Source organism: Cupriavidus sp. P-10, from assembly GCF_003402535.2.
Taxonomy (GTDB): Bacteria; Pseudomonadota; Gammaproteobacteria; order Burkholderiales; family Burkholderiaceae; genus Cupriavidus.
Map to the genome: position 1 here is coordinate 2,407,470 of NZ_AP025171.1, position 16,513 is coordinate 2,423,982.

Genomic DNA, 16,513 nt, shown 5'->3' on the forward strand with positions numbered 1-16,513 from the left:
CTGCAACTTTCCCGCGGCAGGCACTTGTTTTCCTCCGCCGCTGATCAAGGTCCAGTAGCGCTGCGGCCGGACCTCCAGCGCTAGACGTTCAGGCACGTCGCCGGCAAATCCCCGTACAGCGCCATCAGCGCGCTGGCAACGCCGTTGGTCCAGCCGAACCCGTCCTGCAGCGGATACTCGCCGCCTCCGCCACCCCTGGCCCGCGCACCGGTAGCCTCGATGCGGTATTTCTCCACCAGCTTGCATTCCTTGGCATAGACGCCGGCAACGGTGGCTAGCCAGCGCTGCGCGATGTCGCGTGCCAGGCCGTCGTGGCCGTAGCGAGACAGGCCGCGCACGGCGAGCCATTGCAGCGGGGCCCAGCCGTTGGGGTGGTCCCACTGCTGGCCGGAGGTGAGTTCGGTGGTGGCCAGGCCGCCGGAATCCATCAGGCGTGCTGCCACCGCGCGGGCCACGTCGGCGGCCTCTTCCGCGCGGGCAAGACCGAGGTATAGCGGCATCATCGTGGCCGCGGTCAGGCATGGCCGCTGCGATCCGCGGCACCAGTCGTAGTCGACGAAGATGCCGGCGGCGTCATCCCAGAGGTATTGCCGGATGGCGGCTTCGCGCCGGCGCGCGGCAGCGAGGAAGCGATCGGCATCGGCATCGCCGGCCTGGTCGCACAATGCGGCGAGACGCGTTTCCAGGTGCCACAGCAAGGCGTTGAGGTCGACCGGCAGGACCGCGGTGGTGCGGATGGTCGCCAGATCCGCCAGTTGCCCCGCCAGCGGCAGGTCGAGCCAGCGGGAACTGAAGTCCCAGCCCGATTCGGCGGCGGCGCGCAGGTCGCGGAACACCAGGTGGTGCGGGCGGCCGCTGCGCCCGGCGGTCTGCACGTCTTCCAGGAAGGCTTCCTCGCGCGGGCACGGCCGGTCGTCCCAGTAGCGGTTGAGCACTGCGCCGTCGGGCATGCGGAGCGCGCGCCGGTGCGCGCAGCCCGGCCGCAGGGCCTGGGCGCCATCCATCCAGAAGTCGTACTCGCGCCGCAGCTGCGGCAGGAAGTCGCGCGCGCTGGCGACCTGTTCGTGCTCGAGCAGGTCGACCATCAGCGCGAACACCGGCGGCTGCGAGCGGCTCAGGTAGTAGTTGCGCGTGCCGTTGGGCACCAGCCCGTAGGTGTCGATCAGGTAGGCGAAGTTGCGCGCCATTTCCAGCAGCAGGTCGCCGCGCCCGCTCGCGGCCAGCCCGACCATGGTGAAGTAGGAATCCCAGTAGTACAGCTCGCCGAAGCGCCCGCCCGGCACCACGTAGCGATGCGGCAGCGGCAGCAGCGACGACATCGGCGGATGCGCGACCGGCTCGCGCGTCAGCACCGGCCACAGGCCGTCGATGTGTTCGCGCAGCGTGTTGGCCGGGTCGGAGACATAGTGGCTGTCCGGCACCACCGCGCGCGTGAAGTGCGCCTGCACGAAGTCGGCCAGGCAGAAGCCAGGCGCGGCGCGTGTTTCGCGATAGTGCGTGACGATCCATTCGGGGTCGCAGCCGGGAATGCAGTCCGGGAAGGTCTTGCTGTCGGCAAACAGGCCGCTGTGCTGGACGTCGACGAACAGCTCGCCGTAGCGCACGGCCGGCGACAGCGTATCGGCCTGCGGACAGCTCGACAGTGCATGCGGCTGCGGGCATTCGCGATGCGCGGCCAGCGGCGGATGGGCCACCGCGTGGACCTTGGCCGGCGCGGTGACGGCGCCAGGGACTGCGCCGGCGCCATCGGGCGTGGCCGGGTCCGTGCGCGGCACCGTGTAGGCGCCCGCGCTGCCGGCGCGGCGGTCGTCACTGCTGCGCATGGTTCTGCGCAAGCCGCAGCGCGACGGTACGGCCGATGCCGCTGGCGCTACCGGTGACAAACACAAACGCGGCCTTGCCGGACAGTTTCATGGCGCCTCCCTGCGTCGGTGCCGGCAGCCTGGCGCCGCCGGTCCATGACGATAGGAGCCGCCAGGCGCCGCGAAGTTCTCCCGCAGGCGTAGCGGACTTCAGTGCAGTGCAGCGAGGTCGACCACGGTGTCTTCGGCTGCCTGGGCTGCATGGCGCGGCAGGCAGATCCGCACCGCCAGGCCGTGCGGTGCAGCATTGTGCGCCGTGACGGTGCCGCCATGCGCGGCGATCGCAGCCTGTGCGATGCTCAGCCCCAGTCCCGCGCCGGCCGGATGCCCGGCGCCGTTGCGCACGCGGAAAAAGGGCTCGAACAGGCTCGGCAACGCGGCCTCAGGCACGCCCGGGCCGCCGTCGACGATGTCGAGCCGGACCGCGTCCGCATCGGCGGCAAGGGTGACCGTGACCGGCGCCGCCGGATCGGTGTACCGGACGGCGTTGCGCAGGATGTTCTCGATGGCGCTACCCAGCGCCGCGCCATCGGCATCGAACGGCAGCGCCGCCGGCGCCGCCCAATCGATCGCCGCACCGCGTCCCGCCGCCTCGAAGCGTGCATCGGCAACAATCACGTCGACCAGTTCGGTCAGGTCGATGGCGCTGCGCACCGGCTCGACCGCATGCAGGCGTGCCAGCTGCAGCGTGCGTTCGACCAGCGCGTCGAGCCGTTCGGTCTCGCGCTCGATGCGGTCGAACTGCAGCGCCAGCGTAGCGTCGCGGCGCCGCGCCAGTTCCAGCGACAGGCGCAGGCGCCCCAGCGGCGAGCGCAGCTCGTGCGCGATATTGCGCAGCAGTTGCTCGCGCCAGTCCATCAGGCGCTGCAGGCGGCCGGCCATGGCATCGAAGTCGCGCGCGAGCTGGCCCAGTTCGTCGGCGCGGCGGGCCAGTGATGGCGGCGTGCGCGTGGCGAGGTTGCCGGCGGCAAGCGCCTGCGTGGCCTCGCGCAGGCGTCGCGTCGGGCCGGTCACGTGGCGCGTCAGCGCCCAGCACAGCGGCGCCGACACCGCCAGCGCAAACAGGCCGAACGCCAGCGCCACTGGCGACAAGTGCAAGACTTCCCAGCGCGACGAATCGAACGGCAGGAACAGCATCAGCAGCTCGGTGCCCTGCGGGCCGCCCGGCAGCGCGATCGGCTGCGGGTCCCACCACGAGACACGCGCGCCCGGGCGCGGCACATGGCCGCGGTCGGGATGGCCGAGCTGGCCAGCGTGCCACATCGGCACCAGCCGCTCCGACAGGTGGTTGCGCAGCCGAGCCGGCAGCGGCCGGCCCAGCAGCTCGTTGAGGTGGTCGTCGACGATATAGATATTGAGCGCCGACGCATGCGAGTCCATGGCCCTGAGCCAGCGCACGAGGCCCGGCCGGCCGTGCGTGGCGGCGGCCTCTCTTGCGTCTTCGGTCAGTGCGGCGGGGCTCAGGCCATCGAGCGCGTCGAAGCGGTACCACGCCACCGCGGCGGTCAGCGCCATGCCGATGCCGACGATGGCCGCCGCGCCCAGCCAGAACGTCAGGAAGTTGCGCCAGAACAGCGGCAGCGGGAACAGCGCGCGCACGCGGCGCCACGGCGTCATGGCGACTGCACCAGCATGTAGCCGCGGCCGCGCAGGTTGCGGATCAGCAGCGGCGAGGTGGTGCCGTCGATCGCCAGCTTGCGCCGTACCGCGCTGATATGGGTGTCGATGCTGCGGTCGAAGCGCTCGGGCGCGCGGCCCAGCGCGAACTGGCCGATCTCGGCGCGCTCGACCACGCGGCCGGCGGCGCGCAGCAGGATCTCCAGCACGCGCTGCTCGGCACCGGTCAGCATCGCCTGCATCTTGCCGTGCATGGCCACGCCCGTGGCCAGGTTCAGCCGCAGCGTGCCGGCCTGCAGCCAGGTGTCCTGCTCCGGCTGCGCAGCCTCCGCGCCGGTGCGAAAGCGGCGCAGCACCGCGTGCATGCGCGCCTTCAGCTCGCGCGGGCTGAACGGCTTGCTCAGGTAGTCGTCGGCGCCGAGTTCCAGGCCTAGCACGCGGTCGGTTTCGTCACCGTGCGCGGTGAACATGATCACCGGCCGCTGCGAGCGGCTGCGGTGCTGCCTGAGCAGGTCCAGCCCGTTGCCGTCGGGCAGCATCAGGTCGAGCAGCGCCACGTCGTAGTCGTTGCGCGCCAGCAGGACTTCGCCCTGCCCGCGGGTGTGCGCCAGCGTAACCGTGCAGTGATCGGGTTCGAGGTATTCGCGCAGCATCTGCGCGAGCTCGATGTCGTCGTCGATCAGCAGCACGCGCGCGGCGGCGGTGTTGAAGCACATCTGCATCCAGCCTTCCCGGTGCGGCACCGGCTGGTGTTGCTGCCGCGCGCCCCGGGTTCCGTCAAGAAACGTCAAGAAAACAAAAGCTATCCAAAGTGACTGGTAAGCACTTTGGATCCGGAATTCTAATATGAGAATGATTGTTATTTACATGGTACGGGGAAAATAATGAAGGACAGGCAAGCCACCGGGCACAGCGTGGCGGCAAATTCGGCGGCAGGTTCGGCGGCAAATCCGGCGGCAAGTTCGGCGGCAAATCCGGCGGCAACGAGCGCCGGATCGTGGGGCCGGGTCGTGGCGGCGCTTTGCGCGGCTTCCGGCATGACGGGTGCGTGGGCGCAGGCCGAGCAGCCGGGCGCAGACGCCAGGAACCTGCCCACGGTGGTGGTCACCGCCGCCGGCAGTGCGCAGGACATCCGCGACGCGCCCGCGTCGATCAGTGTGGTCACGCGCGATGAACTGGAAAACAAGGCCTACCGCGACCTCAACGACGCGCTGGTGGAAGTGCCCGGCGTCATCATCAGCGGCGGCGGCGATACCACCGACATCAGCCTGCGCGGCATGGGCCCCAAGTACACCCAGATCCTGATCGACGGCAAGCGCCAGAGTTCGCGCGAGACGCGCACCAACTCCGACTCTTCTGGTGTCGAAAGCAGCTGGACCCCACCGCTGTCGGCGATCGAGCGTGTCGAAGTCGTGCGCGGGCCGATGTCGTCGCTGTATGGCTCGGATGCCATGGGCGGCGTGATCAACATCATCACCCGCAAGGTGCCCAGGCAATGGACCGGCGAGCTGCGCGGCGACGCCACGCTGCAGCAGCACAGCGACTCCGGCAACATCTACCAGGGCAACTTCTACCTGGCCGGCCCGCTCAAGAACGACCTGCTTGGCCTGCAGCTGTACGGCCAGAGCTACCACCGCCAGGAAGACGACATCGACTACGGCTTCCGTGGCCGCCGCGCCGAGAGCCTGACCGCCAGGCTGGCGCTCACGCCCACGCGCAACCACGACATCGTGCTGGAAGCCACCACCATGCGCCAGCTGCGCAGCGAGACCGTGGGCAAGACCGTGCCTGCGCTCGCGCCCGGCGTCAGCTGTCCGCGTACCGGCTGCCCGGCCTCGTCCGAAACCGACTACCGCAGCGAGAAGTTCGCGCTGTCGCATACCGGCCGCTGGGGCTTCGGCGTCTCCAACAGCTATATCCAGCAGGAGGAGTTCGATAACCGCAGCCGCCAGATGAAGATCAAGAACCTGGACCTGCGCACCAGCTGGGCCATGCCGCTGGGCAATCACATGCTGTCGGTCGGCGCCGAGTACCTGAGCCAGCGCCTGCATGACCAGACCGGCAACCAGATCGCCAACGGCCCGGACAAGGTCGAGCGCTACCAGTGGGCGCTCTTCGCCGAGGACGAATGGCGCCTGGCGCAGAGCTTCGCGCTGACCGGCGGCGTGCGCATGGACTATGACGAGAACTTCGGCCAGCACTACAGCCCGCGCCTGTACGGCGTATGGCAGCCGGCCGAGCGCTGGACCGTCAAGGGCGGCGTCTCCACCGGCTTCCGCGCGCCGGACCTGCGCCAGACCGTGGCCGGCTGGGGCCAGACCAGCCGCGGCGGCAACATGTACGGCAATCCGGACCTGAAGCCCGAGACCATGCTGTCGCAGGAACTCGGCCTGCTGTATGACCAGGGCAATGGCCTGCAGGCCGGCGTGACGCTGTTCAACAACGACTTCAAGGACAAGATCACGCGCGTCGCCTGCCCGATCACGCAGTGCACCGATGGTGCCAACCAGTTCGGCGCCAGCCCGACCACGTACATGAACGTGGACAGCGCCTACTCGCGCGGCGTTGAAGCCAGCCTGCGCTGGCCGCTCGCGCGCACCTTGTCGCTGACCGGCAGCTATACGTACACCAAGTCGGAACAGAAGAGCGGCCAGTACGCGGGCCAGCCGCTGAACCAGTTGCCGATGCACCTGTTCGTCGCCACGCTGAACTGGCGCCCGACCGAGAAGCTAAACGGCTGGGCCCGCGTCAACTATCGCGGCAAGGAAAGCCAGCCTATCACCGGCCCGTCGTCCAGCACCGTGGTGGCGCCCTCGTACGCGTTCGTCGACCTTGGCGCGACTTACGCGGTTACCAGGAACGTGTCGGTGTTTGCCGGCATCTACAACCTCTTCGACAAGCAGGTGAACTACACCGACTACGGCTATGTCGAGGACGGCCGGCGCTACTGGATGAGCGTGTCGGTCAAGTTCTGATCCTTTCGGCTTGCCAACCCGCCCGGTGGTCCTTGCAGGCAGGCCATCGGGCGCTATCCATTCAACGAGGAACTCTCATGACCCCATTCCAACCCGGCAGGCGCCGACTGGTCGCCGCCGGCGCCGCGGTCCTGCTCTCAACGGCGCTGCCCGCCCTGCCCGCGCGGGCGCTGCCGGTGAAGCATGCCAAGGGCACCACCGAAGTGCCCGACCATCCCTCGCGCATCGCCGTCTTCGACCTGGCCACGCTCGACACGCTGCGCGTGCTGCAGGTCCCGGTCGCCGGCGTGCCCGAAGGCAAGTTCCCCGGCAAGCTGGCGATGTACCAGGATGCACGCTACGCCCGGCTGGGCCCGGCAAGCGAGCCAGACCTGGCGGCGATCCGCGCGCTGGCCCCGCAGCTGATCGTGGTCGGCGGCCGCTCCGCCGCCAGGTACGACACGCTGGCGCAGCTGGCACCGACGCTCGACCTGTCGCCCGGCCGCGACGACCTTGTCGGCAGCGTGGCCGCGCACGCGGAACTGCTGGGCCGACTGACGGGGCGTGCAGCGCAGGCCGCGCAGCAGGCCTTGGCCTTGCGCGCCGCGGTGACTCAACTGCAAGCCCTTGCGGCAAATGCTGGCACCGGACTGGTGCTCCTGACCACCGGGGGCAAGCTCAGCGCGCAACCGCCCGGCACGCGCTTCGGCGTCATCCATCAGGCCTTTGGTATCCGCCCCGCCATCGCCACCTTGACGGAGGAAGGCGCGCGCGGGCTGCCCGTGACGCCGGAAGACATCCGCAAGGTCGACCCCGACTGGCTCCTCGTCATCGACCGCGACGCCGCCATCGGCCGCGAGGGGCCGGGCGCGCGTGAATTGCTTGACGTTGCGCCGATGCATGGCGCCAAGGCCTGGCAGCGTGGGCAGGTGGTTTATCTCGATCCGGCGAACTGGTATTTGCTGGGCGGTGCGGGGTTGGGGGCGATGCAGGATAACGTCAGGCAGCTGGCAAGAGCGTTTGGAAAGGCGAGCTGAGGACGATAGCGGGGCATGTCATTCCCCGCGTTACGACGCCCTAGCACAAGCCGCCCTTCACACCTCCTTCTCCCCATGCCTGACCGGCAACGCCGGCGCCGCCTCCTGCACCCCGAGCTGCATGAAGATCCACGCCGACGCGCAGGTAATCAGCCCCATGCAGGCAAAGGTGGCATGAAACGCCGGCAACACCGCGGCCGTATCCCCGCCAAACCGGTGCTGGAACGTCGCCAGCAACGCCCCCGCCGATGTCACCGCCAGACTCATCGACAGCATCTGCACCATCGACAGCATGCTGTTGCCGCTGCTGGCGCCGGCGCCGCTCAGGTCCTTGAGCGTCACGGTATTCATCGCCGTGAACTGGATCGAATTGACCATGCCGAACACAGCCAGCAGCGGGATCAGCAGCCACAACGGCAGCTGCGGCGTGATCAGCGCGAAGGCGGCCATCACCAGCCCGACCACGAAGGTATTGGAGACCAGCACGCGGCGGTAGCCGTGGCGCTGGATCAGGCGGGTGGCGAGCCGCTTGGAGGCCATGCCGGCGGCGGTGACCGGCAGCATCATCAGGCCGGCGTCGAATGGTGAGTAACCCAGGCTGACCTGCAGCGTCAGCGGGATCAGGAACGGCATCGAGCCATTGCCGATGCGTGCGAACAGATTGCCCAGCAGGCCGACGCTGAAGCTGTGGATGCGGAACAGGCGCAGCGGGAACAGCGGCTGCTTGCGGCGGTTGGCGTGCAGGCCGTAGGCCGTCAGCGCGGCCATGCTGGCGATCAGCAGCATCAGCACCGTGGCGTGCTGGAAGCCCAGGCCTGCCAGGCCGTCGAGCGAGAAGGACAGCGCCAGCATGGCGGTGGCCAGCAGCAGGTAGCCAGCGATGTCAAAGCGGCCCATGCCGGACAGCCTGGCGTTGGGCATATAGCGGATCGTGGCAAGCGCGCCCAGCAGGCCGACCGGCACGTTGATCAGGAAGATCCAGTGCCACGACAGCGCCTGCGTCAGCCAGCCGCCCAGCGTGGGGCCGATCAGCGGGCCAATCATGCCGGGGATGGCGACGAAGCTTAGCGCCTGCAGGTACTGTTCGCGCGGGAAGGTGCGCAGCACCGAGAGCCGTCCGACCGGCAGCAGCATGGCGCCCCCCACGCCCTGCACCACCCGCGCGCCGACCAGGAAATTGAGTGTCGGCGCATAGGCGCACAGCAGCGAGCCGGCCACGAACAGGCCGATCGCGGCCTGGAAGATGGTGCGCGTGCCGAAACGGTCGGCGAGCCAGCCCGAGGCCGGGATGATCACCGCCATGGTCAGCGAGTAGGCGATCACCACGGACTGCATCCGCAGCGGACTCTCGCCCAGGCTGCGCGCCATCGACGGCAAGGCGGTGTTGACGATGGTCGAGTCCAGCGTCTGCATGAAGAAGCCGACCGCCACGACCCACAGCATGATGCGGCGGGTGCGGTCATCCGGCGGCGGCACGACGGGAAGGTCCGGCAGGGGCGCGGTCATGTTCGCAAGCTCCGGTCTGGCCGGCTGCCGGCCTGTATCGACCGGAAGGAAGGCACAGGCGGCGCGGCCAAAGCCAACACCTTAAAGGGCAATGGCGCAACAGGCAATCAGCGAGATTGGGCGCAACCGCCGCCGCACACCGCGGCTACAAGGCCGCGCGCAGGCCGACGAAGAAGCGCCGGCCCGGTGCCGGCTCGAAGTAACGCCCGTTGGCCTCGTTGACGATCACCGAGCCGATGTAGCGCCGGTCGGTCACGTTGTCGATGCGGCCGAACAGGTAGACGCGGGTCGGGCCGACGCGGAACTCGTAACCGGCGCGCAGGTTGAAGACCGCGTAGCCTGGCGCGGCCTGGGTGTTGAGGTCGTCGGCATAGACGCGGCTGTCGACGCGCATCTCCGCGCCGAGCGTAAGCGGCGCCAGCGGCCGCCAGGCCAGGTCGGCGCCGACGCTGTGGCGCGCGGTGCCGGGCAGCCGGTTGCCCGCGGCCACGGTCTGGCCTTGCGCGTTGACGAAGGCCTCGCCGAAATAGGCATCGAGCCAGGTATAGGCCAGCCCGGCCTCGATGCGGCTGCCGCCGCCCTGCCCCTGCGCGCCCACCTGCCCCAGGAAGCCGCCGCGCCAGCCCAGCTCGAAGCCGCGCCGGCGCACCCCGTTGACGTTCTGGTAGACGGTGCGGCCGGCGTTGTTCGATTGCGGCACCACTTCGTCGTGGCTGTCGGCGTCGAACAGCGCCGCTTCCAGCCGCTGCCCGTCGGCCTGCCACTTGATGCCGATCTCGCCCTGGCGGCTGGTCGAGGCGCGCAGGCCGAGGTTGCTGCCGACCCCGCCGGGGCCGTAGGCGACCTCGGTCAGCGTCGGCGTCTCGAAGCCGCGGCCGAGGTTGGCATAGACGTTCAGGCTATCGAGCGCATGCCACACCAGCCCGAGCACCGGGCTCACGTTGCTGTAGGTGGCGGTGCCGCTGTCGTCCGGGCTGGCCGCGGTGATGAAATGGTCATCGATGCCCAGCCGCACGCGGCTGGCGCGCACGCCGCCGACCACTTGCCAGGCGGGATGGAACGTCCAGTCGACCTGCGCGAAGGCGCCGAGGTCGGTCGCGGTATTGGTCTCGTCGCGCCGCAGCGCGCCCTGGGTGCCGTCCTGGTTAACGTAGCCGTTGCGCCCGTCGCGCATGCCGTTGGCCTCTACCCCGGCGGTCCACAGCAAAGGCAGGCCGTTGGCGGTGGTGCGCCGGCTCCAGGACAGCGCGCCGCCGCCAAAGGTGCGATCCAGGTCGACGATGCCGCCGGCTGACGTCGGCGCGGCGCCGCTGAACCCGAGCCGCTGGTACAGGTTGCGGGTCCCGCCGTAGAGACGCCCGGAGACGCTGTCGATGTCGGTCAGCTGGTGCTCGATCACCACGCCCGCCTGCGCCTGCTCGACATTCTTGCCAGTATCGAACTGGGTCGCCGCCGGCACCGCCTGGCGCGGGTTGGCGTCGGCCTGCGCACGCGTCAGCCCGAGCGGGTCCTGCGCCAGCGGCTGGTTGAAGTAGTTGAACTGGCCGCTCACGCGCGTGCCGCTTGCCGGCTGTGCCACCACGCGCGCATTGAGCTGGTAGCGGCGCGCCGCCGAGTGGTCGCGGTAGCCGTCGGTCTGGTAAGTCCAGGCATCGAGCGAGCCGCCCAGGCGCTCGTTGCCACCGGCCAGCGCCACGCCAGCCTGCCACTGGCCGTCCGAGCCGAAACCGGTCGACGCGCGCGCAGTGAAGCCGTCCCTGGGTGGATCGGGCGTGAACACCTGCACCACACCGCCGGAGGCATTTCCGTACATCTGTGCAAACGGGCCGCGCAGCACCTCGACGCGGCCGGCGTTGGCCAGGTCGGCGGTGGAAGCCTGCCCCTGCCCGTCAGGCATGGTCGCGGGGATGCCGTCGACGTAGAGCCGCACGCCGCGCACGCCAAACGTCGAGCGCGTGCCGAAGCCGCGCACCGCCAGCTGCAGGTCCTGCGAATAGTTCTGCCGGTCGCGCACGGCCACGCCCGGGACCCCGGCCAGCACTTCCGACAGGTTCACCAGCGGCGTGGCGCTGCGCAGCGGATCGACCGGCACGCTGTCCACCGCGGCGGGCGCATCGAAGCGGCGCTGCTCGCTGCGGGTGGCGCTGACCACGACGTCGGGGAGGGTTTCGCCAGTGGCGGCGGCTACCGCACTGTCCGGCGCATCGGCGGCGCGTACCCCGGCGCATGTGAGCAGCAAGGCGGCCAACGCCAGCGCCCTGGGCACCGGCACAGCGGCGCAAGGACGGCGCTGAAGCCTGGCCGACAAAGGTTGCGTGCCGCCTGGTCTCATGGTTGTCGGGGGGCGCAGGGCACGGGTGTAGGTGCCGCAACTTTATCGCGTCCCGGGGTGCATTTCCATGGCAGCCACTGCGGGGAAAACCCGGTGTACCGGTGCCCGGGCGATCGCGCGGCAGGAGCGCGAACGCTTGTTCATAAATTTTCAACGACTTGTTTCACGAACGGCCCCTCGAGGGTCCGGCGGCCTGCCTAAACTCTCTTCACCGGCCGATGCAAGCCAACGCACAAAGCAAAACCCGCTACAGCGCAACGCAGCAAACGGTCATTCAGATTTTTAAAATCAAGGGACTAGACACCATGCATACCCAATCCACCCGCGTCGCCATCGTCTACCACAGCGGCTACGGCCACACCGCCAGGCAGGCCCAGGCCGTCGCCCGCGGCGCCGGCAGCGTGGCGGGCGCCGAAAGCCTGCTGATTCCGGTGGAAGACATCGACCAGCATTGGGACACGCTGGAGCAGGTCGATGCCATCATCTTCGGCGCGCCGACCTACATGGGCAGCGCCTCGGCGCAGTTCAAGGGCTTCATGGACGCCACCTCGCGCAATGTCTTCGCCAAGGGCGGCAAGTGGGCCAACAAGGTCGCGGCCGGTTTCACCAACGCCGCTTCGCGTTCGGGCGACAAGCTGGCCACGCTGCAGCAGATGGCGATCTTCGCGGCGCAGCACGGCATGCATTGGGTCAACCTGGGCCTGCCGCCGGGACACAACAACTCCAAGTCGACCGAAGACTCGCTGAACCGCCACGGCTTCTTCCTGGGCGCCGCCGCGCAGTCCAACGCCGATGAAAGCGCCGACGTGGTGCCGCCGCTGGCAGACCTGCGCACCGCCGAGCACCTTGGTGCGCGCGTGGCCGAAGTGGCGCAGCAACTGGTCGCAGGCCGGCGCGCGCTGGCGGAGCTGAAGCAGGCCGCCTGAGCTTTCTCCACGCCCTGCGCGTGAACTGCCTGCCGGCCCTTCGGGGCCGGTTTGCATTTCTGGAAGCCGTGCGCTGCGCCAGCCGGAATGCCCCGACCACCAACATGGCTTTGCGCCCGCGCAAGCGCCGTCCCCCGCCGGCCAGGTGCCGGTCATGCCGGTTGACAGCCATCAACCCGGGCGCAGAACACCCGACTTCGGCAACTCATGACCACTATATGTAGTGCTAATCTGCGCAGCACACACTACATAAAGGGGTAAGCATGCGCGACGCAGTGCAAACCGGCACGCCGACGGCACCGCCTGGCGGGCAGGTCGACGTGGCCAGCGCCATTGAGGAATACCTGGCCCAGCGCGACTGGCGCGTGCGCGCCAACGCCAACCAGGGCTACAGCCTGGGCGGGCTGATCCTGAACGTCGCCGGCAAGGTCACGGCCAACTACTGGCTATCGCATATCTTCAGCCCGGAAGCCGGGCAGGCGCATCGCGACGGCGACCTGCATATCCATGACCTCGACATGCTTTCCGGCTACTGCGCCGGCTGGTCGCTGCGGCAGTTGCTGGCGGAAGGCTTCAACGGGGTGCCGGGCAAGGTCGAGGCGAATCCGCCGAAGCATATGTCGGCCGCTGTCGGCCAGATCGTCAATTTCCTCGGCACGCTGCAGAACGAGTGGGCCGGCGCGCAAGCGTTTTCCAGCTTCGATACCTACATGGCGCCGTTCGTCCGGCACGACCGCATGGACTACCGCGCGGTGCGCCAGGCGATGCAGGAGCTGGTGTTCAACCTGAACGTGCCGAGCCGCTGGGGCACGCAGACGCCGTTCACCAACCTCACCTTCGACTGGACCTGCCCGCAAGACCTGGCCGGCCAGGTGCCGTATATCGCCGGCGTGGAACTGCCGTTCACCTACGGCGAGCTGCAGCCGGAGATGGACATGATCAACCGCGCCTACATCGAGGTGATGATGCAGGGCGATGCGCGCGGGCGCGCCTTTACCTTCCCGATCCCCACCTACAACATCACGCCGGACTTCGACTGGGACCATCCCAACGCCGAGCCGCTGTTCGAAATGACGGCGCGCTACGGGCTGCCCTACTTCCAGAACTTCATCAATTCCGACCTGGAGCCGCACATGGTCCGCTCCATGTGCTGCCGCCTGCAGCTGGACCTGCGCGAACTGCTCAAGCGCGGCAACGGCCTGTTCGGCTCGGCCGAGCAGACCGGCTCGGTCGGCGTGGTCACGGTCAACTGCGCGCGCCTGGGCTACCTGCACCGGGGCGACGAGGCCGGGCTGATGGCGGCACTGGACCGCCTGCTGGCGCTGGGCCGCGACGTGCTGGAAGACAAGCGCCGCGTGGTGCAGCACTACATCGACGCGGGGCTGTATCCCTATACGCGCCGCTATCTCGGCACGCTGCGCAACCACTTCAGCACGCTCGGCGTCAACGGCGTCAACGAGATGATCCGGAATTTTTCCGGTGATGCCGATGACATCACGACGCCGGGCGGTCACGCCATGGCATTGCGGCTGCTCGACCATGTGCGCGCGCGCATCGGCGAATTCCAGGAAGCGACCGGCCATCTCTATAACCTGGAGGCAACCCCGGCCGAAGGCACCACCTACCGCTTCGCGCGCGAGGACCGCAAGCGCTGGCCGGACATCCTGCAGGCCGGCACGGCCGAGCAGCCTTACTACACCAACTCCAGCCAGCTCCCGGCCGGCTACACCGACGACCCGTTCACCGCGCTGTCGATGCAGGAAGCGCTGCAAGGAAAGTACACCGGCGGCACCGTGCTGCACCTGTACATGAACGAAGCCCTCTCCAGCGCGCAGGCTTGCAAGGCGCTGGTCCGGCGCGCGCTGTCACGCTTTCGCGTGCCGTATATCACCGTCACACCCACCTTCTCGATCTGCCCGAAGCACGGTTACCTGAGCGGGCGCCACGAGTTCTGTCCCCGGTGCGATGCCGAACTGCTGGCACGCATCCCAGCCGCGGCCAGCGCGCCGCAAACCCAACCTGAAGAGGAGCTCTCATGAATACCGAATCGCGCCAGCCAGCCACGCCGGCCCTCGATCCCGCCCTGCGTACCCGCTGCGAGGTCTGGACCCGGGTGATGGGCTACCACCGGCCCGTTACGTCCTTCAACACCGGCAAGCAGGGAGAGTTCAATGAGCGGCGTTTCTTCACTGAAAGCGCCTGTCGCTGACGGCCCCTGCCTCCCGGCCCGCGCCACGGTGGCCGTACCCGTGCCCGCGCCGGCGGCCGCCGCGTCATTGCGCGGCGGGCCGGCGCTGGCCGGGCTGGTGCCGTTCTCCAGCGTGGACTGGCCCGGACAGCTGGCGGCGGTGCTGTTTATCGCCGGCTGCCCGTGGCGCTGCGGCTATTGCCACAACGCCCACCTGCAGCGGCGCCATGCGGCCTATGCCTGGCCGTCGGTGCTGGACTGGCTGGCGACCCGCGCCGGGCTGCTCGACGGCGTGGTGTTTTCCGGCGGCGAGCCGCTCAGCGAAGCGCGCCTGCCGGAGCTGGCCAGGGCGGTGCGCGCACTCGGTTTCAGGGTGGGGCTGCATACCGCCGGCATCTATCCGCGCCGGCTCGCCGCGCTGTTGCCGCAACTGGACTGGGTCGGGCTGGACATCAAGGCGGATTCCGCCGGCCACGATGCGCTGGTCGGACGGCCCGGCGGCCTGGCGCGCGTGCAGGCCAGCCTGGCGCTGCTGCTCGGCGCCGGCCTTCCATTCGAATGCCGGACCACGTGGGATCCCGCCTGCCTCAGCGAGCCGCGCTTGCTGGCGCTGGCACGCTCGCTGGCCGCGCAAGGCGTGCGCCGCTATGCCGTGCAGGCCTGCCGGACCGGCACGGCCACGGTGCCTGGCGCATCGTTGAGTGCGCCGGCGCGCGAGGCGCTGGCGTCATGGTTCGAGACGTTCTGCTACCGCGAAGGGTGAGCCGGGCCGCCTGAGCGTGCCGTTTGCGCCAGCCTGCAAATAATTCCCTAAAGCCCCGCCTTCCGGCGTCGATAACCGTAGGTTGAGGCGTCAAGCGTGCGGGCCGGCAAACCGGCACCGCCCCGGCGCCGAAACGGCCGACTTGGAAAGCTGGGGAACGGAGGAGACATGCAGAACCTGGGGATACGGATAAGAATTGGCGCGGCGTTTGGCGCCATGTGGGCATTGGCTGCGGTCGGCATCGCGATCGCACTGCCGCGCATGCAGGGCGCCGGCGACGGCAACGCACGCAACCTGCTGGTGGCGCTTGGCGTGGCTGGATTGGGCGTGGCGGTGGCGGCTACCTGGGCGCTGGCGCGCAGCATCGAGGCGCCGCTGGCCGAAGCGGTCTATATCGCCGAAACGGTGGCCGCCGGCGACCTGAGCCAGGACTTCGAAACCGAGCGCGGCGGCGAGTTCGGCCGGCTGCTGGGCGGGCTGGGCGAGATGGAAGACATGCTCACCGACCTGGTGACGCGCATCAAGGCCGCTACCGATTCCATCGGCGCGGCCTCGCACCAGATCGCCGCCGGCAATACCGACCTGTCGCAGCGCACCGAGGAACAGGCCGCCTCGCTGCAGCAGACCGCTGCCAGCATGGGCGAGCTGACCGCGATGGTGCGCCAGAATACCGAACGCGCACGCGCGGCCAATGGCCTCGCGGAAGCCGCATCCGGCATCGCCGAGCGCGGCGGCGAGGTGGTCGGCAACGTGGTCCAGACCATGTCAGCGATCAGCGCCAGCTCGCGCAAGGTCACCGACATCATCGAAGTGATCGAAGGCATTGCCTTCCAGACCAACATCCTGGCACTGAATGCCGCGGTGGAAGCGGCGCGCGCCGGCGAGCAGGGCCGCGGTTTCGCGGTGGTGGCGGGCGAGGTGCGCACGCTGGCGCAGCGCAGCGCCGCGGCGGCCAAGGAGATCAAGCAGCTGATCGATGCCTCGGTGCAGCAGGTGGACAGCGGCTCGGCGCTGGTGGGACAGGCCGGCGAGACCATGCATGAGATCGTGCAATCGGTCAGCCGCGTCACGGCGCTGCTGGGCGAGATCACCGTGGCGTCGGAGCAGCAGAGCGCGGGGATCGCGCAGGTGAATGAAGCGGTCGCGCAGATGGACAGCGTGACGCAGCAGAACGCGACGCTGGTGGAGCAGGCGGCCAGTGCGTCGAGTGCATTGGCGGGGCAGGCAACGGAACTGCAGCAGGTGGTGGGGGAGTTCAAGCTGGACGCTTGAGCAGGAATTGAGGCGAGTATTCCGGCCCGACGGCACTGCGAATGTTGTCGCCCCTC

12 protein-coding genes and 1 pseudogene are annotated in these 16,513 nt (G+C 69.0%); 7 read left to right on the plus strand and 6 right to left on the minus strand.

Annotated features, from left to right (window positions below):
* Positions 1-80 precede the first annotated feature (80 nt).
* The 4 genes from treF to CTP10_RS27685 all read right to left on the minus strand — a co-directional run bounded on the left by treF (position 81) and on the right by CTP10_RS27685 (position 4,518).
* Positions 81-1,823 carry an alpha,alpha-trehalase TreF gene (treF, locus tag CTP10_RS27670; protein WP_116319444.1) on the minus strand — a complete coding sequence of 581 codons (1,743 nt, stop codon included), beginning with the start codon at positions 1,821-1,823 and terminating at the stop codon, positions 81-83.
* Positions 1,824-2,012: 189 nt separating this feature from the next.
* Positions 2,013-3,479 (minus strand): sensor histidine kinase, encoded by a 1,467-nt coding sequence (locus CTP10_RS27675; RefSeq protein WP_116319443.1) that lies wholly within the window; start codon positions 3,477-3,479, stop codon positions 2,013-2,015.
* A complete protein-coding gene (locus CTP10_RS27680; protein ID WP_116319442.1) occupies positions 3,476-4,201 on the minus strand; it encodes a response regulator transcription factor in 726 nt (241 codons plus the stop codon). The genes CTP10_RS27675 and CTP10_RS27680 overlap by 4 nt, the downstream gene beginning before the upstream one ends.
* Positions 4,202-4,338: 137 nt before the next feature.
* Positions 4,339-4,518, minus strand: coding sequence for a hypothetical protein (locus CTP10_RS27685; protein WP_233528119.1), 180 nt, complete (start codon positions 4,516-4,518; stop codon positions 4,339-4,341).
* Between CTP10_RS27685 and CTP10_RS27690 the strand changes: the two genes are divergently transcribed.
* A complete protein-coding gene (locus tag CTP10_RS27690) occupies positions 4,517-6,454 on the plus strand; it encodes a ligand-gated channel protein (protein ID WP_233528118.1) in 1,938 nt (645 codons plus the stop codon). The genes CTP10_RS27685 and CTP10_RS27690 overlap by 2 nt on opposite strands.
* 77 nt (positions 6,455-6,531) lie before the next feature.
* Positions 6,532-7,470, plus strand: coding sequence for a siderophore ABC transporter substrate-binding protein (locus CTP10_RS27695; protein ID WP_116319440.1), 939 nt, complete (start codon positions 6,532-6,534; stop codon positions 7,468-7,470).
* Positions 7,471-7,527: 57 nt separating this feature from the next.
* On the opposite strand, the gene mdtD is transcribed toward CTP10_RS27695, so the two are convergent.
* Together mdtD and CTP10_RS27705 are read right to left on the minus strand one after the other, a co-directional pair.
* On the minus strand, positions 7,528-8,976 hold the full coding sequence (gene mdtD, locus CTP10_RS27700) for a multidrug transporter subunit MdtD (protein WP_233528117.1): 1,449 nt from the start codon (positions 8,974-8,976) through the stop codon (positions 7,528-7,530).
* Positions 8,977-9,121: 145 nt separating this feature from the next.
* The gene (locus tag CTP10_RS27705) at positions 9,122-11,308 is read right to left on the minus strand and encodes a TonB-dependent receptor family protein (protein WP_116319439.1); all 2,187 of its coding nucleotides are present in this window, start codon (positions 11,306-11,308) and stop codon (positions 9,122-9,124) included.
* A gap of 305 nt (positions 11,309-11,613) precedes the next feature.
* Between CTP10_RS27705 and CTP10_RS27710 the strand changes: the two genes are divergently transcribed.
* The 5 genes and pseudogenes from CTP10_RS27710 (at position 11,614) to CTP10_RS27730 (ending at position 16,457) form a co-directional block, all read left to right on the plus strand.
* Positions 11,614-12,234, plus strand: coding sequence for a flavodoxin family protein (locus tag CTP10_RS27710; protein ID WP_116319438.1), 621 nt, complete (start codon positions 11,614-11,616; stop codon positions 12,232-12,234).
* A gap of 314 nt (positions 12,235-12,548) precedes the next feature.
* Positions 12,549-14,273, plus strand: a pseudogene (locus CTP10_RS27715) (ribonucleoside triphosphate reductase); the annotation flags it as partial.
* Positions 14,270-14,443: an anaerobic ribonucleoside-triphosphate reductase gene (gene nrdD, locus CTP10_RS27720; RefSeq protein WP_116319437.1), complete on the plus strand. Its 174-nt coding sequence runs from the start codon at positions 14,270-14,272 to the stop codon at positions 14,441-14,443. The pseudogene CTP10_RS27715 and the gene nrdD, both read left to right, overlap by 4 nt.
* Positions 14,406-15,185 carry an anaerobic ribonucleoside-triphosphate reductase activating protein gene (locus CTP10_RS27725; RefSeq protein WP_116319436.1) on the plus strand — a complete coding sequence of 260 codons (780 nt, stop codon included), beginning with the start codon at positions 14,406-14,408 and terminating at the stop codon, positions 15,183-15,185. The genes nrdD and CTP10_RS27725 overlap by 38 nt, the downstream gene beginning before the upstream one ends.
* Before the next feature lie 168 nt (positions 15,186-15,353).
* Positions 15,354-16,457, plus strand: a complete 1,104-nt coding sequence (locus CTP10_RS27730; protein WP_116319435.1) for a methyl-accepting chemotaxis protein — start codon at positions 15,354-15,356, stop codon at positions 16,455-16,457.
* Positions 16,458-16,513 lie beyond the last annotated feature (56 nt).